Origin of the sequence: Microbacterium sp. UMB0228 (assembly GCF_002871415.1) — a bacterium.
Classification (GTDB): Bacteria; Actinomycetota; Actinomycetes; order Actinomycetales; family Microbacteriaceae; genus Microbacterium.
The window spans coordinates 111,126-130,409 of sequence record NZ_PNFU01000001.1 but is presented as its reverse complement, the minus strand read 5'-3'; the positions used below and the strand labels follow the sequence as shown (position 1 = coordinate 130,409).

The 19,284-nt window shown below is 71.3% G+C and carries 18 protein-coding genes; 7 read left to right on the top strand and 11 right to left on the bottom strand.

Annotated elements, in window-relative coordinates; translation table 11 throughout:
* Nucleotides 1-38: 38 nt before the first annotated feature.
* Entirely contained in the window at nt 39-671 is a 633-nt protein-coding gene (gene upp / locus CJ226_RS00695; RefSeq protein ID WP_025104476.1) for a uracil phosphoribosyltransferase, read from the top strand.
* A gap of 24 nt (nt 672-695) precedes the next feature.
* On the opposite strand, the gene CJ226_RS00690 is transcribed toward upp, so the two are convergent.
* The 3 genes from CJ226_RS00690 to nadE form a co-directional block, all read right to left on the bottom strand.
* The gene (locus tag CJ226_RS00690; RefSeq protein ID WP_102208041.1) at nt 696-1,499 is read right to left on the bottom strand and encodes a GNAT family N-acetyltransferase; all 804 of its coding nucleotides are present in this window, start codon (nt 1,497-1,499) and stop codon (nt 696-698) included.
* Complete coding sequence (locus CJ226_RS00685) at nt 1,496-4,978, bottom strand: bifunctional RecB family nuclease/DEAD/DEAH box helicase (RefSeq protein WP_102208040.1); 3,483 nt, start codon at nt 4,976-4,978, stop codon at nt 1,496-1,498. Before CJ226_RS00685 ends, CJ226_RS00690 begins: the two co-directional genes overlap by 4 nt.
* Before the next feature lie 86 nt (nt 4,979-5,064).
* The gene (gene nadE, locus CJ226_RS00680) at nt 5,065-5,883 is read right to left on the bottom strand and encodes an ammonia-dependent NAD(+) synthetase (RefSeq protein ID WP_062635667.1); all 819 of its coding nucleotides are present in this window, start codon (nt 5,881-5,883) and stop codon (nt 5,065-5,067) included.
* Nucleotides 5,884-5,993: 110 nt separating this feature from the next.
* On the opposite strand from nadE, the gene CJ226_RS00675 reads away from it, so the two are divergent.
* Complete coding sequence (locus tag CJ226_RS00675; protein WP_062635665.1) at nt 5,994-6,551, top strand: nucleoside phosphorylase; 558 nt, start codon at nt 5,994-5,996, stop codon at nt 6,549-6,551.
* Nucleotides 6,552-6,553: 2 nt separating this feature from the next.
* Here the strand turns inward: CJ226_RS00675 and CJ226_RS00670 are convergent, their stop codons facing one another.
* From CJ226_RS00670 to CJ226_RS00655, 4 genes are all read right to left on the bottom strand, one after another.
* Nucleotides 6,554-9,547: an AAA family ATPase gene (locus CJ226_RS00670; RefSeq protein WP_102208039.1), complete on the bottom strand. Its 2,994-nt coding sequence runs from the start codon at nt 9,545-9,547 to the stop codon at nt 6,554-6,556.
* A complete protein-coding gene (locus tag CJ226_RS00665) occupies nt 9,547-10,716 on the bottom strand; it encodes an exonuclease SbcCD subunit D (protein ID WP_102208038.1) in 1,170 nt (389 codons plus the stop codon). The genes CJ226_RS00670 and CJ226_RS00665 overlap by 1 nt, the downstream gene beginning before the upstream one ends.
* A 255-nt stretch (nt 10,717-10,971) precedes the next feature.
* Complete coding sequence (locus CJ226_RS00660) at nt 10,972-11,454, bottom strand: DIP1984 family protein (protein ID WP_102208037.1); 483 nt, start codon at nt 11,452-11,454, stop codon at nt 10,972-10,974.
* A 52-nt stretch (nt 11,455-11,506) separates the two neighbouring features.
* The gene (locus CJ226_RS00655; RefSeq protein ID WP_025104484.1) at nt 11,507-11,815 is read right to left on the bottom strand and encodes a GNAT family N-acetyltransferase; all 309 of its coding nucleotides are present in this window, start codon (nt 11,813-11,815) and stop codon (nt 11,507-11,509) included.
* 330 nt (nt 11,816-12,145) lie between these two features.
* Here CJ226_RS00655 and CJ226_RS00650 point away from each other — a divergent pair, with 330 nt between their 5' ends.
* Genes CJ226_RS00650 through CJ226_RS00640 form a run of 3 tightly spaced genes read left to right on the top strand, consistent with a single transcriptional unit; the run spans nt 12,146 to nt 14,108 of the window.
* Entirely contained in the window at nt 12,146-12,859 is a 714-nt protein-coding gene (locus tag CJ226_RS00650; protein ID WP_060921402.1) for a winged helix-turn-helix domain-containing protein, read from the top strand.
* A gap of 53 nt (nt 12,860-12,912) precedes the next feature.
* Nucleotides 12,913-13,872, top strand: a complete 960-nt coding sequence (locus CJ226_RS00645) for a DNA-3-methyladenine glycosylase (protein ID WP_062635657.1) — start codon at nt 12,913-12,915, stop codon at nt 13,870-13,872.
* 38 nt (nt 13,873-13,910) lie between these two features.
* Nucleotides 13,911-14,108: a hypothetical protein gene (locus CJ226_RS00640; protein WP_102208036.1), complete on the top strand. Its 198-nt coding sequence runs from the start codon at nt 13,911-13,913 to the stop codon at nt 14,106-14,108.
* Nucleotides 14,109-14,114: 6 nt separating this feature from the next.
* Here CJ226_RS00640 and CJ226_RS00635 read toward each other — a convergent pair whose 3' ends face one another.
* Genes CJ226_RS00635 through CJ226_RS00620 form a run of 4 tightly spaced genes read right to left on the bottom strand, consistent with a single transcriptional unit; the run spans nt 14,115 to nt 17,933 of the window.
* Nucleotides 14,115-14,870, bottom strand: coding sequence for an ABC transporter ATP-binding protein (locus CJ226_RS00635; RefSeq protein ID WP_102208035.1), 756 nt, complete (start codon nt 14,868-14,870; stop codon nt 14,115-14,117).
* Complete coding sequence (locus CJ226_RS00630) at nt 14,867-15,895, bottom strand: iron chelate uptake ABC transporter family permease subunit (RefSeq protein ID WP_062635653.1); 1,029 nt, start codon at nt 15,893-15,895, stop codon at nt 14,867-14,869. The genes CJ226_RS00635 and CJ226_RS00630 overlap by 4 nt, the downstream gene beginning before the upstream one ends.
* 7 nt (nt 15,896-15,902) lie before the next feature.
* A complete protein-coding gene (locus tag CJ226_RS00625) occupies nt 15,903-16,889 on the bottom strand; it encodes an ABC transporter permease (protein WP_102208034.1) in 987 nt (328 codons plus the stop codon).
* A 48-nt stretch (nt 16,890-16,937) separates the two neighbouring features.
* Nucleotides 16,938-17,933 carry a siderophore ABC transporter substrate-binding protein gene (locus tag CJ226_RS00620; RefSeq protein ID WP_102208033.1) on the bottom strand — a complete coding sequence of 332 codons (996 nt, stop codon included), beginning with the start codon at nt 17,931-17,933 and terminating at the stop codon, nt 16,938-16,940.
* Nucleotides 17,934-18,033: 100 nt separating this feature from the next.
* Here CJ226_RS00620 and CJ226_RS00615 point away from each other — a divergent pair, with 100 nt between their 5' ends.
* Nucleotides 18,034-18,801, top strand: a complete 768-nt coding sequence (locus tag CJ226_RS00615) for a siderophore-interacting protein (RefSeq protein WP_102208032.1) — start codon at nt 18,034-18,036, stop codon at nt 18,799-18,801.
* Between the two features lie 31 nt (nt 18,802-18,832).
* Nucleotides 18,833-19,234, top strand: coding sequence for a VOC family protein (locus tag CJ226_RS00610; RefSeq protein ID WP_025104493.1), 402 nt, complete (start codon nt 18,833-18,835; stop codon nt 19,232-19,234).
* Nucleotides 19,235-19,284: the final 50 nt, after the last annotated feature.

Here is a 19,284-nt window from a genome sequence, read left to right as displayed (position 1 = left end):
ATGTCGTGCGCGGACGCGGCGCGCATTAGCCTGTATCCATGCGTGTTCACGTCGCCGACCACCCTCTCATCACCCACAAGCTCTCGGTGCTGCGCGACGCGCGCACCCCGTCGCCGGTCTTCCGCCAGCTGACCGAAGAGCTCGTGACGCTCCTCGCGTACGAGGCGACGCGGAATGTGAAGGTCACGCCGATCGAGATCACGACGCCGGTCACCACGACCACGGGCGTGAAGATCTCCGAGCCGCGGCCCATCGTCGTCCCCATCCTGCGCGCCGGTCTCGGCATGCTCGAAGGCCTCGTCAAGCTCCTCCCCACCGCGGAGGTCGGTTTCCTCGGCATGGTCCGCGACGAGGAGACCTTCGAGCCCACCACCTACGCCGAGCGGCTTCCGGACGACCTCTCCGACCGTCAGTGCTTCGCGATCGACCCGATGCTGGCGACCGGCGGCTCGCTGGCCGCGGCCATCCAGTTCCTGTTCGACCGCGGCGCGAAGGACGTCACCGCGATCTGCCTGCTGGGCACCCCGGAGGGCGTGGCAGCGATCGAGGCGATGGCCGGCGACCGTGATGTGACCCTCGTCCTCGGAGCGCTCGACGAGCGCCTCGACGAGAAGGGCTACATCGTGCCCGGCCTCGGCGATGCGGGCGACCGCCTCTACGGCACCGTCTGACCTCGCTCGCGCTCTCGACTCGCGTCAGAGGGTCAGGCGGTAGCCGCGCTCCTCGCCGTAACGCGTGAAGCCGGCCCTCGCGAGGATCGGCGCCGAGGTCGAGACGCGGCCCTTGACGAGCGCCGTTGCGGCCCCGCGCGCGGCGCTCTGTCGCAGGCGCTCCGCGAGGACCGCCCGATAGACACCGCGCCCGCGGTCGGCCTCGAGTGTCGCCGCTCCCCACAGGCGGGTGAACCCGTCGACGATCGTGCAGCCGCCGGTGCTCACCGCGCGGCCGTCGATGCGGCCGAGCACCCGGAAGCCCTCCCCCGCGGACAGGGCTGCGGTGAGTTCGGCGAACTCGGCGTCCAGACCGTCCTCGTCCAGCGGCTGCTGCTCCCAGACGGGGACGTTGATCGCGTCGACCTCGCGGAGCTGGTCCCTCGTGCGCACGACCTCGGCGGTGACCCCGGGCGGCACGTCGACCGCGGCTCCGATGGTCGGACGCGCGAACACCGTGACGGTGTCGAAGTGCACCGCACCGCGGCGCTGGAGCTCGTCCTCGAGGTCCGGGTCGTCCGCGGGGTTGGTCCAGAACGTGAAGACGTTCTCGCCCCAGGCTCTGGTGCGTTCCAGTGCTCCGTCTAGCACCTCGGCGGCGGGCCGCGTCGACGTCACCTGGGAGCCGCGGACGCCGCCTCCGAACCGCTCCGGGTAGCGCACGAGCAGCAGATCGTCGCGGACGTCCTCGCTGCCGCGAGGAAACCACGCCCATGCGGCGGCGGCGCGCAGGATCTCATCGGCCGTCGGTGTCTCGACGGAAGCAGACCGGGGGACGGACGACATCATGATTCCTCCTCTTCAGCCGCGCCCACCAGGCGGGCGAAGGCGCTGAGCCTCGCGACGCCCTCGGGCGTGTACGGCAGATCGTCGAGCAGCGCCGGCGAGTAGATGAGGTAGGCCACGACCTGCGCGCGGGAGATCGCCACGTTGAGCCGGTTCTGCAGCAGCAGGAACTCCGGGCCCCGCGGGGCATCCCGACCGCTCGACGCGGCGAGCGTCGTGATAGAGACGACCGCCTCCTTGCCCTGGAAGTTGTCGACGGTCCCCACCGGGACCCCGCCGAAACCGGCCGCCGCGAGCGCATCGTGCACGAGCTGCCGCTGCGCGTTGTACGGCGCCACCACGATGATGTCCTCCGGCGTCAGCGGGCGGACGGTGCCCTCCGCGTCGTTGTCGTGGAAGGTGCGACCGACGAGGTCGCGGACGATACGCACCACCTCGGCGGCTTCCTCCGGGGACTGGGTCGCGTTGCCGCGGTGCCGCAGCGGCACCACGTGCAGGCCCGGGTCGATGCCCTCGACCGCGCGCCGCTCGGTACCGGGAGCGGACGCGAGCTTCCCGGCGTAGGCGAGCTTCGACACCGGAGCCGCGACATACGGGTGCATGCGCCAGGAACGGGCGAGGAAGTAGCCGTACTCGGGACGCACGACCGGATCGCCGTCCATCACCCAGCCGAGCGCAGAGGTGTCCACCGGCTCCGGGTGGGCGCCCTGGCTGACCTGGGGCAGCTGCTGAGGGTCACCGAGGAGCAGGAGCCGCTGCGCACCGGCGGCCACCGCGATGGTGGAGGCGAGCGAGAACTGTCCGGCCTCGTCGATCACGAGCAGGTCGAGCTCTCCCCTGGCGACCCGCTGCGTGTTGCTGAAGTCCCACGCGGTGCCGCCCACGACGGCCCCCTCGTTCTCATGCTCGGCGAGGAAGGCGGCCATCCCGGTCTTCGGGATCACCGTGTAGCCGGGATCGGCGTCGTCATCCTTGGGGCACTTCGCCACCTGACCCGGGGCGACACCGTCGGCGACGACGCGCTCCAGGAGCGTCTCGATGATCGCGTGGGACTGCGCGACGACGCCGATGCGGAAGCCGTGCTCGTTGACGAGCCGGGCGATCACCTGGGAGCCGGTGTAGGTCTTCCCCGTGCCCGGAGGCCCCTGCACCGCGAGGTAGCTGCGGTCGAGGTCGAGGACTCCGCGGACGATCGCGTCGATCGGATCGTCGCCGGCGGCCGGAAGCGCGTTCCCCGACACCGTGCGCGGAGGCAGGCGGCGGAGGATGTCGGTGGCGGCGTCCTCGGGGAAGTCCGGGGCGGCCGCGTGCACCGAGTCCGCCCACTCGTCGATCGCCTGCTGCAGCGACACCACGCGAGGCGGCGCCGCAGGGGTCAGCGCGACGGGGAGGTCGTCCCAGGTCTGTCCCTGCACGGCGGACTCGACCACGAGGTACCCGTCGTCCAGCACCTCGACGACCGTGAGCCCGTGCGGCACGTGCACGGCCCGCGACGGGACGTCGGTGTCGAACGGGGCCGGGACGTCGTAGAGCGCGAACGGCTGCGCGCCGGGGCCGAGCGTCGTGCCCGGGGACACCTCGCCGCGGATCTCGAGCTCCCGCGACAGCACCCGGCGGCCTTCGCCGATGCTCCAGTCGCGGCGCACCCGCGAGCGGGTCGCATCGACCTTCACCACATCGCGCGTGCCGTCCCACATGGTGACCGGCTCCCGCAGCCGCTGGAAGTGCGCGACCCAGAAGCTCTTCGCCTCACGCGGGAAGTAGTCGATGGCGGCCGCCGCGATCCGGTGCACGAGCCCGTCGTCACCGGCCTCCACCGCGCGCTCCGCGTCGCCGAGCAGAGCGAGCGAACGCGGCGACGGCTCGTAGATGACTTCGTCCGCATCGTCCGGTGGGGCCGGCGTCACGCCCTCTGCGCGCGCGATCTCGATGAGCCAGTTGCGCAGCCGGCGGGTCGAGACGCAGTCGTAGCGGTTGTAGTCGGCGAGGTCGGCGAGCACGGCGTCGGCCTCGGCCTGCGCGCCCGCTGCGGCGAGCTCCCGCGCCGCAACGTACTGCACGATGGAGTCGTCGCCCTTCTGGACGTCGCTCGTGCGCACGTCCTCCCCCATGTAGAGCGGCTCGAGCTTCTTGATGGAGTAGGACCGCGAACCGACCCGCACGGTGCGCAGCACCAGCGGGTACAGGTCGACGAACACGCCTTCGCGGAGGAGGCGGTCTACCTCGCCTTCGCGCACGCCGTGGCGGGCGGCCATCGCGACCAGATGCGAGGTCTCGTAGGGGGCGTAGTGGTAGATGTGCATGCCGGGGTGGGCGGCTCGACGCACCTTCACGAAGTCGAGGAAGGTCTCCAGCGCCTGGCGTTCCTCCGCGAACGAGTGCGCCCAGAGAGCGGTGTACTGGTCGGCGTTGTCGACCCAGCCGAACAGGTAGTCGATGCCCCACTCCGCCTCGCCATCGGGGGCGGGCTCGGTGTACAGCGGATCGCCCTCGAAGTCGAAGAAGATGTCGCCGTGGCTGGGCACCGGGAGGGTGTGGATCGCCGCGGCGTAGTGCACGTCGTACGTCGCCGCGCCCTCGGCATCCGCCCGCAGCTGCACGCGGGCCTGGGCGCGGAGGTTCTCGAAGGTGTCGACGTTCATGCCCTCGGGGGCCTGCGTCGCTGCAGCCAGGTCGTCGATCGTGAGGATCCCGGCGGCGCGGAGACGGGCCCGCTGCACCGGACGCATGCGGGCGACCATGAGGAGGTCCCGGTGGGCCAGCACCTGCTCCTCGCAGGTGGCGCAGCGCCCGCAGGCGACCACGCGCAGGTCGCCGCGGTCGTCACCCCACGCGAGGGGCGCCCCAGCGGTGCCATCGGCCACGGCGCGGTCCGCGATGAGAGCGCGCAGCCGCGACCGGCGCACCCGGAACAGCGGAAGGAGGTCGTCGACCGCGTGCGTGCTGACGCTGTTGTCGCCGTGGATGAGGTCGACCTCGTCCGCGCGGGGGATGCCGAGTCGGTCGAGCTGATCGACATATGCCGCGAGCTGCATGAGCGCGGTCACCCGAGCCTTGCGCGCGAGCTTCGAGTCCTGCACCCGCCAGCGCCCGTCCGCATCCCGGCGGAGGAAGTCGGCGAACCCGACGAACTCGTCGGTGGCGAAAGCCGCCTGGAAGACGACCAGCGCGTCGGACCGCAGAGCGCTCAGCGTCTCGTCGACGGCGGCCGCGAGCGCCTCAGGATCGCTCGAGGAGACCTTGGCGATCCGATGCACCCGTTCGTCGCCGAGCTCACGGATGTAGCGGTCGAGCACGTTCTGCTCGTGCACGTCTCCCAGCTGGGCGGCGCGGAGGAGCGTCGCGTCCTCCGGCTCCTCGACCGCGGGGACCCGACCCAGCTTCGCGTCGATCGCCCGGGACCACGCGAACTCGCACTCGGCGGCCGCCTTGAGGTCGCTCGCGCTCCAGATGACCCGCTGCGCCTCTGTGTCGATCCGCACGATTCTCCCGTTCTGTCGGCTGCTTCGACACTATCCGCGGCATCCGACACGGCGAAAAGCGGGCGGTCCCGCACCAGGGGTCGCGGTCAGCGCCACCAGGTGTCGTCGGGGGTCACCGGCAGGTGACGCTTGTGCTGGGTCGCGAGGTACCGCGCCTCGATGCGGCCGGCGACCTCGGGGTCGACCTCCCGCCCTTCGAGGAAATCGTCGATCTGCTCGTACGTCAGCCCCAGCTCATCCTCGTCGGTGCGCCCCGGCTGGTCGTCGAGGAGGTCGGCGGTGGGGACCTTGAAGGCCAGGCGCTCCGGAGCGTCGAGGAACTGGAGCAGGGCGCGGCCCTGTCGCTTCGTGAGACCGGCCAGCGGGAGCACGTCAGCCGCTCCGTCGCCGAACTTCGTGTAGAAGCCGGTGATGGCCTCGGCGGCGTGGTCGGTGCCGATCACGATGAGCCCCTCGTGCCCCGCGAGGGCGTACTGGGTAACCATGCGGAGGCGAGCCTTGATGTTGCCGCGGTTGAAGTCGGAGATGTCGCTGGAGACGGCGGACTCGATGTCTTTCTCTACGCCCTCGACGCCGTTCTGGATGTTCACCTCGATCGACGAGTCCGGGGCGATGAAGTCCAGCGCGGCCTGCGCATCGTCGGCGTCGTGCTGGACGCGGTAGGGCAGGCGCACCGCGAGGAAGGTGGCCTCCCCGCCCTCCGCACGCACGCGCTCCACCGCGAGCTGGGCGAGGCGCCCCGCGAGCGTCGAGTCCTGTCCGCCGGAGATGCCGAGGACGAAGCCCTTCGCGCCGGTCGTGCGCAGGTAGTCCGCGAGGAAGCCGACGCGACGCTCCACCTCCGCTTCAGGATCGATGTCGGGCCGGGCGCCCAGGTCTTCCGCGATCTGCTTCTGCAACGACACGTTGTCCTCCGCTCATCGGTTCGGCTCCAGTATCCCCCTTCCGTGTTTCGTGCGGGTCACGCCACTGCGCCGGGACGCGGTATCCGGCCGCGACCTGAGAGACTGAAGCGGTGAAGCTCCTCGTCGCCGCCCTCGAGTCCGAACTGTCCGCCTTCCCCGAGGAGCTCGACGGCTTCGACCGGCTGGTCACCGGCCCGGGAAAGCTGCCGGCGACGTACGCCCTGACCCGCGCCCTCGACGCGAAGAGCTACGAGGAGGTCGTCGTCGTCGGCACCGCGGGCTCCATCGAGAAGGGGCGTGCGTACGCGGTGCACGAGATCGCGACCGCGGTTCAGCACGACGTGATCGACCTGGACGGCGTCGTCGGACGGCACGTCTCGCTTCCGCCGCAGGTGACCACAGGCCGCGAGGGCGTCGTGATCGCCACGGGTGACCACTTCGTGAACGACGCCGAGGTCACCGCCGTGATCCGGCCGATGGGTGCCGCCCTGGTGGACATGGAGACCTACGCCTACATCTGGGTGGCGGGGCAGTTCGGCGTGCCGATCCGCGCCTTCCGCGCCGTTTCCGACCAGGCGGAGGATGGTGCCCTGGCCGACTTCCGCGAGGCCATCGCCCGGTGCAGCATCGAGCTGCGCGAGGTGATCCGCGCCGAGTACGGGGTCTGACCTCAGCGCGTCTCGATGACGCTCGGTCCGTTCGGCAGCGCACGGACCGTGAGCTGCGCCGGGATCTGCTCCTGCATCGCCTCGACGTGGCTGATGACGCCGACCGTGCGACCGCCCTGCCGCAGCTCGTCGAGCGTGCGCATCGCGACGTCGAGCGTGTCGCCGTCGAGCGACCCGAATCCCTCGTCGATGAACAGCGTGTCCAGGCGGATGCCCCCCGCGCGGGCCGTCACGACCTCGGCCAGTCCGAGGGCGAGCGCGAGGGAGGTGAGGAAGGTCTCGCCGCCCGAGAGCGACTGTGGCGGACGGGTCTGCCCGGTGAAGGCGTCGGCGACCACGATGCCCAGCCCGGACGCGGCACCGCGCGCAGCCAGGGCGTCGGAGTGCTGCAGGCGGTAGCGCCCCTCCGACATGTCATGGAGGCGGCGGTTGGCGGCATCGACGATCTCCTCGAGTTCCGCCGCCAGCACGAAGGTCTCCAGCGTCATCTTGCGGGTGTTCGCCCCTCGTCCAGCGATCGTGTCGGCGAGGGCCTGGAGGACCTCGAACGCCGCGGCATCCTCCGCCGTGCGGGCGTGCTCGTCCTTCGCGGCGTCGATGAGGCCGGCCAGCCGCACCGCGTCGCCCGCCGCCCTGGTGGCCTCGTCGACGGCGGCGGACCACGCCGCTCTGGCGTCGAGCGCCGCCTGCTCATGAGGCGCGAGGTCGATCGGCTCCTCCGGCAGCGTGCGCAGCTCGAGGTCGAAGAGCAGGGCGCGCTCTTTCTCCCGTTGCACGGCGTGCGTCGTCACCCGCTCGTCCAGCTCCGTCTGCACCGCCGGCGGACGCAGCGCCGCGGTGGCGGCCTCGACGTCGGAGAACTCGGAGGCGTCGAGGGCGGCCTCCCTCTCGGCAGCCGCCTCCGCCGCCGCCTGCTGTCTCCGCGCCCGTTCGGCTTCGGCGTCGAGGAGGCGGCGTGCGACGGCGAGGTGGGCGGTGGCCTCCGCCATGCGCTCAGCCACCGACGCGTAGCTCAATCGCGCCTCGTCGATCGCCGTACGGGCGGCCTCGTCGCGCTGGACGACCAGGGCGAGCTGCTCGCGGGCTTCGGCGAGGGCCGCCTCGTCCTGGACGCGCCGCTCCTCGAGCGCGCTCTGCTGGGCCCCGAGCTCGACGAGCTCGCCGTCGCGCAGCCGCGCGGCCTCGGCCGCGGCGAGGGCCTCCTTCTCGGCGGCCACGGCGGCATCGAGCTCGGCCTTCGCCGTCTCGACGTCTCGTCCGTCCGCGCGCGCCAGAGCCGCAGCGAGCTCGACCTGCAGCGACGTGCAGGTCGAGCTCGCCTGCTGCTCGCGGCGCGCCGCCTCGTCCCTCCGGGTCTCCGCAGCCGCGATGTCCTCCACGGAGACCGCGGCGCTGTGGTCTGCCGGCGCCGGATGCTCCCGCGCCCCGCACACCGGGCACGGGTGATCCTCGATCAGAGCGGACGCCAGCTCGCCGGCCATGCCGTCGATCCGGCGCTGGCGCAGGTCGGCCAGAGCCGACTGCGCGGCGGCCTGCGCGGACGTCGCCTCGGCGAGGACCCGGTCGGCCGCGGCGCACTCCTGCTGCAGACGTGCCGCCTCTTCCGCCGCCTCCCGGCGGAGCTCGGCAGCGACGCGCGCGCTCTCCATGGCCGGGAGCCGGTCGCCGAGCCGACGGGCGTCGTCCCGCTCCGCGGTGACGGCGGCGATCCGTCCGGGGAGCGCCGCGCGCTCCGCCTCGCCGTCGGCGCACCGGCGCTCGGCGGTGGCGACGGCCTCCTCTGCGCTGACGCGCTCGGCGGCGCGGCGTGGTGTTTCGGCCTCCAGCACGACGGCGCGCTCCCAGACCCCGGAGGCCCGTGTCCGGTCGGCGATCCACGCATCGAGGTCGTCGGTCTCGACACCGAGCTGATCCCAGTCCGCGCGTGCGCGCTTCTCCGCAGCCACCGCGTCATCAGCCGCCGTCACGGCACGGTCGGCCGCGGTGATCGAGGAACGCAGCACCTCGGCCGCCCGCGCCCTGGCGAGCTCCGCCTTCGCCTCGGCGATGGCTTCCTCCTCGGCGTCCAGGCGCGCCATCGCCGCACGGGCACGGTCGCGCTCGCTCTGGGCACGCTGATCCTCCCGTGCGGCGGCCAGAACAGCATCGGCGGCCTCGAACCGCTTCTCCGCCTCCTGACGCTCGGCAGCGCGCCGTTCCGCCCGGTACGCAGCGCGAGCCTGCGCCCGTTCCAGCTCCGCCAGGCGATCGGCCGTCGTGATGCCCTCCCCCTGCGCCTCCGGTCCGACCTCACCGTCGGCGTCGCCGGCGTCGCGCCCCAGGTCGGCATCCGCCACGAGGCGCTCGGCCTCGTCCAGCCGGGCGGACACCGTGGCGAGACGCGCCCCGAGGCTCTGCTCGGCGTGGCGCCGCCGCTCGTCGAACCGCGCCTGCACGTCTTCGAAACGCTCGGTGCCGAAGAGCCGGCGCAGCAGCGCCTGCCGGTCCCTGCTGCCTGCGAGCAGGAACTCCGAGAACCGGTTCTGGGCCAGCAGGATCACCTGCAGGAACTGCTCGCGGCTGAGCTGGAGGATGTCGTCGAGCTCGTGCGCCACGTCGACGGCCCGCGCCGCGCGGCCGACCCAGCCGTCATCCGTGAGCTCCTCCAGGGAGACCGCCGCCGCCTGCTTCGTCAGGCCTCCTCCCCGCCGGGCCGGCCGGAGGTACTCGGGGGAACGCGTGACCCGGTAGCGGCCGGACGGCGTGCTGAACTCGACGACGACCTCGGAGGGGTCGTCCGGTTCGCTGTGGTCGCTGCGGAGCCTCTTCTCCCCGCCGTCGTACCGCGGCACCCCGCCGTACAGCCCGAAGCAGACCGCATCGAGGATGCTCGACTTCCCCGCTCCGGTGCGGCCGGCGATGAGGAAGATCCCGTCGTCGGCGAAGGCGTCGAAGTCCACGGTCTGCCGCGCACGGAACGGGCCGAACCCCTCGACCTCCAGACGATGCAGCCGCACTAGACGAGAGCTTCCGCGCGGACCCGGTCGTCGAGCACCTCGCGGATCAGCTCGCGTTCGACCTCGGTGGCTCCCTGGCCGGCGCGCACGTGCTCGAGGAACGCCTCGATGCGGTCGGCATCGGTCACCGCGGACCGCAGCCGCTCACCGTACGAGCGCTCGCGCTCCTCTCCCGTCGCAGCGGGCTGATGCTGCACCATGGCACAGTGCGGGTACGCCTCGCGGAGCCGTCGCATGGGCTCGGTCTGCGGCACGGCGTCGGTATAGACGGCGCACACCCAGGCGTCGGCGTGCGCGGCCACGCTCCCTGCGGAGAGGATCTCCTCGAAGGTGCCGGTCAGCGTGACCAGTCGCCGCGGAACCGGAAGCTCGAGCCACTCGACGCCCGCAAGGCCGTCGGCATCCAGGTCGACGAGCCAGGAGCCGCGCGGCTTGTGCTGTTCGCCGAAGCTGTAGTGCAGCGGAGCACCGGCGTACCGCACCCGCTCGCTCACCTGCTGGCGACCGTGGATGTGGCCCAGTGCGACGTAGTCGGGACCGTCGAACGCGCGGACGGGGACGACGTCGAGGCCGCCCTGCCGCACCTCGCGCTCCAGCCCCTCCGTCGGCTCCACGCCCGCGGCGAAGCAGTGGGCGATGGCGACCGACCGGCCCTCGTGCTCCTGCATGCCCGCGCGGACGAGCGTCATCGCGTGCGTCATGGTCTGGGCCTGCGTGCGCAGCTGCCGCCCCTCGGCGTCGCCCTCCGGCCAGTGCTGGCGGACGATCGCGGGCTCCAGGTACGGGATACCGAAGAAGTGCACGGGACCGTGGGCATCGTCGATCGTGACGGGCGTACCGACCGCGAGGGGATCGGTGAGCACGTGGATGCCGTCGCGCAGCAGTCGGGCCTGGAACCCGAGCCGCGCGGCGGAGTCGTGGTTGCCACTGGTGACGACCACCCGCGCGCCCGTCTCGTGCAGACCGACGAGAGCGTCTCCGAGCAGGGTGTAGGCGGCGGCCGAGGGCGTGGCGGAGTCGAACACGTCGCCCGCGACGATGACGACGTCCACCTCGTGCTCCCTGACCTGCGTGGTCAGGGCGGCGAGCACCTCGGTGAGCGCATCCATGGTGGAGTTGCCATGGAACGTCCGGCCGATGTGCCAGTCCGAGGTGTGCAGGATCCGCATACCCCCACGGTACGAAGACCCTCGGACATTCCCTCCGAGGCGTGCCGGGAGCGCCATCTCCCGAGTCACGAGGAGGAAGCGGAAGGTCCCCTGACCCACCCTCGTCGCGGCGGCCGGCACGCGGTGATGCAAGATGCGCTGTGCACCTTCACCTGTGCGGCGTGCGGGGCTGCGCGATGCGAGATCAGGGCTGCCCTCCGCCCACAGGAGCCGGGCTTGCCCCGCCGGCTGAGGGTTGTGCCCGCTCCGTCGCGACTACCGACTTCCGCTCTCCTCCTCGAGGTCGTGCGACCAGTTCGCCTGCTGGATCCGGTTGTCGAGCTCTCGGAGCTCCTGGGCGACCGCATCCGCCCGCGCACGCAGCGCGGCGACGGGCAGCGCCGACACCTGCCGCAGCTCCGAGCGCATCTGGCGCAGGTACTGCTCGTTCGCCCCCGAAGCCGCGGCCGCCGCGTCCGTGAGCACGGCGTGACGCAGGCGCAGCACGTCCCGCGCGGCCAGCGCGTCGGTCATGGTTCCGTCCGGGCCGAGGTCGAGCCGGGCGTTCGTGACGTTGATGCGGCGGATGAGGCTCTGCAGCTGGGTCAACGCAGCATCCGCCTCCTCGATCAACGCCGTCGCGTCCTCGGCGGGCTCCTCGCCCTCCTGGTACCGGGCGTTCGCGACGATGCGCGCCCGCAGCTGCTCGATGCGGCGCTGCAGGTCGGCGCGGGCGGCGAGGGCTTCGGCGAGTCTCATGCCCTCATCCTCGCAGGCGGCGGCCGTAACAGTTCGTCATACAGGCGGAAGGTCAGCGCGTGCGGAGCAGACCCGACTGCTCGGGGTGCGCGGCGAACCACTCCGCCACGTACCAGCACACGGCGTCCACCTTGCGGTCGCCGCGCTCCGCGATGTCGGCCACCGCCCCCTCGACCACCTTCCCGGCGTACCCGTTCCCGCGGAATGCCGGGACCGTGTAGGCCCGGGTGAGCGCGACCGTGTGGCCGTCGTCCCGGTAGTCGAGCACGCTGACGAGCTTCCCGTCGCGCGTGAGGGTGTACCGCGATGCGTCCTTCTCGTCGGTCAGGATGAAGCCGCCGACGGTGTGCGAGATCGTCATCCGTGTCAGGTTACGCCTCTTGCGACGCGCCCGGGCGTTTTGACATGTCCCGTCACGATCGGACATAATCCCCCCATGACCATCAACGCACGCCCTTTGTCCGCCCAGGAGGCGAACGGGACTGCCGGGATGATGATGCCCGGTCGCGTTGACATGTGTTGCCGAATGTGTCGCTGAACGAACAGCCACCTCGCCTGACCTGACTCCTCGCCATCTGCGAGAGCAGCGTCCCGAGCACACACCCGTGCTCGCTTCCCCGGCTCCGCCGGTCATTCGTGCAACGCATCCGAGCCCCCTCCCGTCGGGCTCACGTCCTGAGGACCCATCATCATGTCGAACTCCGCCCTTCTCGAGCGTCCCGCCGTCACCGCCCCGAACCGCACCGTCCGACCCGCCGAGTCGTCGGCCCCGCTGGCCCCGGCCGGCGCCGATCTCCCCGCCGTCCGCTCGCCCCGCGGCTTCGCCCTCTACGTCGGCCTGGACGAGATCAAGGCCGCCGAAGCCGGTGTGAGCCTTCCGCTGCTCGTCGACGCCCTCCGCCGCACGCTGGCCGAGCTCGCGCCCGGCGCCGAGACCCACGCCACCGTCGCCCTCGCCCCGCACGGCTCCGGCGGCCGAGACCTCGACGTCGTGCGTCTCGCCCTGCAGGAACCCGGCGCGATCGCCCGCACCAAGGCCGCTGCCGAGGAGGAGACCACGCCCGAGGAGTCCGGCGTCACGGTCGACATCTCCCGCAAGCGCGTGCTCATCGACGGCGAATCCGCCGCCTTCACCTACAAGGAGTTCGAGCTGCTGCAGTACCTCGTCCTCCGCGAGGGCCGCACGATCGAGCGCAGCGAGCTCGTCGCCGCCCTCTGGCAGGCCCAGGACGACGAGACGCCGGGCGAGCGCACGATCGACGTGCACGTGCGCCGGCTGCGGGCGAAGCTCGGCCGGTACGAGGACATCGTCCGCACCGTGCGCGGCATCGGCTACCGGTTCGACCGTCACGCCGACGTCGTCATCCGCTACGGCCACGGAACCCCGTCGCCCGACCGCTTCTGACGCGCTCCCCTCGCCGGGAGGCCGGTGTCAGGAGCCGCGCGTAGGGTGGGCGTATGACCCTCGCCGCCGCCCCCGCGACGGCGGGCGCCGTCCACGCGGACCCTCCGCGGGAGACGACGTACCGCCCGCCGCATCCGCTCGATCTCCGGCGCACCGTCGGCATGCTGCGCCGCGGCGGCACCGATCCGACGACGGTCTTCGACGGCCCGGTCATCTGGCGCGCGGTCCGCACACCGCAGGGTCCGTCGACGCTCGCTCTGCGGATGTCGGGGAACGAGGTCAAGGCGACCGCCTGGGGTCCGGGTGCCGAGCACGCCCTCGCCCTCGTGCCGGCGCTGTGCGGTGCCGGCGACGACCCGACCGGCTTCGATCCCTCCCTGCACCCCCTCATCGCCGAGGCGGCCCGGCGACACCCCGGCATCCGGCTCGCGCGGACGGATGAGGTCTTCGATGCCCTCGCCTGCGGCATCCTCGAGCAGAAGGTCACCTCCATGCAGGCCTTCGGCGCCTGGAGGTACCTCGTGTCGCGCTACGGCGACCCGGCACCGGGGCCGACGCCGCGACCGATGGCCGTCGCTCCCACGGCGGCGCAGTGGCGACGCATCCCGTCCTGGGCGTGGCATCGCGCCGGAGTGGAGCCGCCCCAGTCGAAGACCATCGTGCGGGCGGCGGAGCGCGGCGACCGCATCGCCGCTGCCGTCCGAGCGGCCACGACCGGCGCTGACCGTGACCGCGTGCTCACGAGCCTGCCCGGGGTCGGCGTCTGGACCGCTGCGGAGACCCGGATCCGCGCGCTGGGCGACCCCGATGCCGTCAGTGTGGGCGACTACCATCTGGCGCACGAGGTCGGGCATGCCCTGACCGGGCACCGCACGGACGATGCCGGCATGATCGAACTGCTCGCTCCCTGGGCCGGCCACCGGCAGCGCGTCATCCGGCTCATCTTCGCGAGCGGCGTCGCCGAGGCACGGCGCGGGCCCCGGCTCGCCCCGGAAGACCACCGCCGACGCTGATCGGTCTGTGATCGCAGCGACCGACGTATGCTGAGCGCATGTCCCGTACCGCCCTGCGCACCTTCGTCACGGTCGGCCTGCTGATCGCCGGTGTCGTCCTCGGCCTCATCTTCCAGAACGTCTGGCTGGGCGTGCTGCTCGCCGCGATCGTGTGGTTCGGCTGGTTCCTCGGCTACGAGTCCCGCCGCGGCCACAACGCGGGCGTGAACGACGAGGACCACGGCGTCGAGCTCTGACGCCCGTCAGTAGTAGACGGCGAGGGGGCCGGACGGGCCCTCCATGACCTGTACCGGGGTGTCGAACACCCGGCTCAGCACGTCGTCCGTCATGATCTCCGCCGGCGGGCCGAACTCCACCACCCGGCCGTCCTTCATGGCGCAGATGTGGTCGGCGTAGTGCCCGGCGAAGTTGATGTCGTGCAGCACGATGACGATCGTCCGCCCGAGCTCCTCCGCCGCCCGCCGCAGGTGCTTCATCATCTGCACGGCATGCCGCATGTCAAGGTTGTTGAGGGGCTCGTCCAGCAGCACGAACTCCGTGTCCTGCGCGAGGACCATGGCCACGTAGGCCCGCTGCCGCTGTCCTCCGGAGAGCTCGTCGAGGTAGCGCCCCTCGAGCGCCCCCAGATCGAGGAAGTCGATCGCCTGGCTGATGACCTCCTCGTCGGCCCTCGTCAACCGCCCCTGGGAGTGCGGGAAGCGGCCGAAGCCCACGAGCTGCCGCACGGTGAGCCTGGTCACGAAGTGGTTCTCCTGGCGGAGGATCGAGACCACCTTGGCCAGATCCTTCGACTTCGTGGAGGCGACGTCGAGCCCGGCGATCTCGATGGCTCCGGCGTCCATCCCGTTCAGCCGGCCGATCATGGTCAGGAGCGTCGACTTGCCCGCACCGTTCGGCCCGATGAGGGCGGTGATGCCGCCGGTCGGGATACGGAGGTCGACGGGGCCGATCGCCACCTCGCTGCTGTAGTCACGGCGGACGCCGTCGAGTGCGATCACAGTCTGCCCTTTCGGAGGATGACGATGAGGAACACGGTGCCGCCCACGATCTCGATGAGGATCGACACCATGCCCTGCGCGTAGAAGACGTTCTTCATGACGAAGTACGCCCCCGCCAGGATCGAGAACGCGGTGAGGACGGCGACCGGGAAGATCAGCCGATGGTCGTGCGTGTCGGCGAACTGGTAGGCGAGCGTCGCCACGAGGAAGCCCAGGAAGGTCATCGGTCCGACCAGGGCGGTGGAGGTGGCCATCAGCACCGCGACGAGCGTCAGGACGAGGAACTGCTCCCTGCGGTGGTCGAGCCCCAGCGACCGCGCGGCATCGGGACCGAGCGCGAGCACGTTCAACCGCCGGGACCGCAGCCACAGCAGGGCGGACGCCGCGATCACGAGCGGGACCGCGAGCGGGAGGTACGACGGGTCGGCGTTGGAGACGTTGCCGAACAGCCGCGCGGCGAGCACATCGAACTCGCTGGGGGTGAGCAGCCGCTGCATGAAGGTGGCGATCGCCCCGAGGCCGCCCCCGATCACGATGCCCACGAGCAGCATGATCTGGAGGTTGCCGTATCGCCCCGAGAGCAGCCACCCGTAGAGCACGACGGCGAGCCCGACCATGACGAGCACCTGGAGGGCGAACTGACCGACGCCCTGGATCGCCACCAGCCCCGCGACCCCGAAGAGGTACACGGTCGTGGTCTGCACGACGCGGTACAACGACTCGAAGCCCATGATCGACGGAGTGATGATCCGGTTGTTCGTGACCGTCTGGAAGCTCACCGTGGCGACGGCCTGGGCGACCGCGACGAGCGCCATCACGACCACGGCGGTCGCGCGGTGCTGCGCGATGCGCCAGAAACCGGGGGTGCCGACGGGGAGAGGGTTGTCCCAGGCGAGGAGACCGAAGGCGGAACCGAGGGCGATCACGCCGAGCACCACCAGCACGACGATGTAGCGGCGGCGCGCCCGTGGGGTCGTGAACGCCCCGGCCGACCGCGTCGTCCGCGGGGCGGGGGTCGCCGTCATCGTCGCCTCAGCCACGACGACGCTGCCGAAGGAGGAGGAGCACGAACACGACCGCGCCGACGACACCGAGGATCAGCGACACCGGCACCTCGAACGGCATGATGATCGTCCGCCCGATGATGTCGCAGACCGTGACGATCGCGATGCCGAGAAGACACACCCACGGCAGGTTGCTGCGCAGGTCGTCGCCGCGGACCATCGAGACGATGTTCGGGACGATGAGCCCCAGGAAGGGGAGGTTGCCGACGACGACGGTGACCACGCCGGTCGTCACCGCGATGAGGGCGGTGCCGAGCAGGATCATCCGGTTGTAGTTCACCCCGACGTTGGTGGCGACCTCCTCCCCCAGCCCGGCGATGGTCAGCCGGTCGGCCACGAGGAAGACGATGACGCCGATGAGGGCGACGATCCACAGCATCTCGTACTGGCCGCGCATGACCGACGTGAAGCTGCCCGCGAACCAGACGCCGATGATCTGCAGCGAGTTCGTGGCGAGGGCGAAGTAGGTCGTGATGGCGCCGACCACCGCGCCCAGCATGATGCCGACGATGGGCACGATGAGCGACGACTTCAACGCGACGCGGCGGAGGAACGCGAAGAACACCATCGTGCCGACGAACGCGGCGAGCACGGCTCCGGCCATGCGCAGCGCAAGGGAGGGCTGCGGCACGAGCACCATCACGATGAGGAGCCCGAGCCCTGCCCACTCCGTGGTCCCGGTGGTGGTCGGCTCCACGAAGCGGTTCTGCGTGAGCAGCTGCATCACGAGGCCGGCCATCGCCATCGCCGCGCCCGCGAGCACGAGCGCGATGGTCCGGGGGATGCGGGTGATCTGGAACATCTGCGCGCCGTCGTCCGCGCCGGCGATGTCGTACACGCCGGTGAAGAGCGAGATCACCAGGAGTGCCGCCACGACGAGGACGCCGATGAGCAGCTTCGGATCGAACAGCCGTGCGGACGATCGCGGTGTCGGTGTGAGGAGAGGAGAGGTCATGGGGGATGCCGGCGGCGGCGCCCCGGTCGGGACGCCGCCGCACAGCCCTTACTTGTCGGCGCTCTTCTCGAGCGCGTCGGCGAGGTCGTTGAGGAAGGTCGTGTACGTCTGGATGCTCTCGTTGAGGTAGGTGTCCGTGGGCATGTAGACGATCTGGTCGTCCTTCACGGCGGTCACGCCGGCGAGCGCCTCGGAGTTCTCAATGATCTCCGCCGCCTGCACGTAGTCCGGCGTCTCCGCCGCGAACACGGCGTCGCGGTCGAGCACCAGGATCCAGTCGGGGTTCGAGGCGGCGATCGCCTCGACCGAGATCTCGTCGCCCTGGTGGTCGTCGGTCGCGTCGTCGACCTGCAGTGCCGGCGTGAGGCCGAGCATGTCGTAGATCGGTCCCAGCGAGCGGCCGACGGTCGGAGCGAGGTAGCCGATCTGCCCGCCCGAGGTGTTCACCGCCATGACGGTGTCGGCGTCGTCGTAGGCCGCCTTCGCGCGGTCCACAGCGGCGTCGAACTCCTCGACGAGCTTCTGGGCCTCGTCCTGCTTGCCGAAGATCTCGCCCAGGGCGGTGGTCTGCCGCTTGAGCTCCTCGTCGAAGGGCTCGCCGTCCCGCGGCTCCAGGTCGATGATCGTGGCGTCAGGCACGAGCTCGGCGATGGCCTCGTTGTGCTGCGTGAACCGCTGGCCGCTGATGATGAGATCGGGGTCGGCGGCGACGATGGCCTCGAGGTCGGGCTCGGTGTGCAGGCCGATGTCGACGATGTCCTCGTCCTTCACGTAGGAGACGGTCTCCGGCATGAGGGAGACCGCGCCGGCGGAGAGCTCGATACCCCAGTCGGAGAGGGTCTGGAAGGTCCGGTTGTCCAGAGCGACGACCGAGGCCGGCGGCGTGGTGATCTCGTGCGTGCCGGTGTTGTCCTCGATGGTCACGGTCCCCGATTCCGCCGTCGTCTCTTCGGGTTCGGCTTCGCCGCCGGACGCGCAGCCGGAGAGGGCGAGCAGGCCGACGAGAGCGACGCTCGTGGCGGTGAGGGTTCTGGGCACGGACATGGAGAGACTCCTGTTCTGCGGGGATGTGTGCGCCCTCGCGGGGCGCCGGTCCGACGGGCGGGTGAGCCGACCTCGTCGGTTTTTAGGTTAGCCTTACTTTATGAGCGATACGAAATCCGGTTTCTCGATCGAGCGTCGCGGCCTCGAGCTGCGCTTCCGCAACGTCACGCTGAGCGCCCGCGAATGGCTCGCTCCGGATTTCGTGCGCGTCCGCCTGACCGGGCCCGACCTCGCCGGCTTCGACTCCCCGGGCTCCGACGACCACATGCGGCTCTTCTTCCCGAGCGGCCCCGTGGACTCGGTGGAGGAGCTGCGGGCCTCCCCGAGCCGCGAGTACACGCCCCTCGCCTGGGGTGACGACTGGCTCGACGTGGAGTTCGCCGTGCACGGCGATCAGGGCGTGGCCGCCCCGTGGGCCGCGAACGCCCCGCTCGGGTCGACCATCGGCGTGGGCGGGCCGCGCGGCGCCGCGGTCCTCACCGGAGAGCCGGGATCCTGGCTCCTCGTCGGCGACGAGACCGCCATCCCCGCGATCCGCCGCTTCGCCGCCCTCATCCCTGCCGGCACCCCCGCACGCATCGTCATCGAGACGGTGTCGGCCGGCCGCGAGCTCGAGATCGACGCTCCGGTGCCTGTCGAGTGGCTGCACCGCGGCGACGCGCCGGCCGGCTCCGCGCTGATCGCCTTCCTCGACGCGCTGACCACGGACGACGTCGTCGGAGACGACCCGTTCGTGTTCATCGCCGCCGAGCAGTCCATCGTGAAGCCCGGCCGTGCCCTGCTCGCACGCTGGGGCGTGGACAGCGCGAACGCCGTCGTGAAGGGCTACTGGAAGCGCGGCGAAGCCGAATACCACGCTCCGCACTGACAGGCGACCGCTGCGCTGACAGACTGGGCGCATGGCTCTCCTCGATCACCTGGGCATCACCGTCGCCGACCTGGAACGCGGACGCGCGCAGTTCCATCCCGTGCTCACCGCGCTCGGCTACGAGCTCGGTGGGGAGGACGATCACTCGATCTCCTGGCACACCGGCGACGAGACCGAGATCATCCTCTACACGTGGGACGACGACTCCACCCCCCACCGCCACGGCCGCGTCGGCTGGCAGCACATGGCCTTCGCGGTGCCGTCGCGCGCCGAGGTCGACCGACTCCACGACCTCGCTCTCGACGCCGGCTGGACCGCGGTGCGCGAGCCGAAGGAGTATCCGCGGTACAGCGAGCGGTATTACGCCTCCTTCGTGGAGGACGCCGACGGCATCCGGCTCGAGTTCATGTACAACCCGCCGAAGGACGCTTGACGCCCGGGCGTGTCGCCGCCTAGGGTGGCAAGGCTGTGCCGACCGGCGCC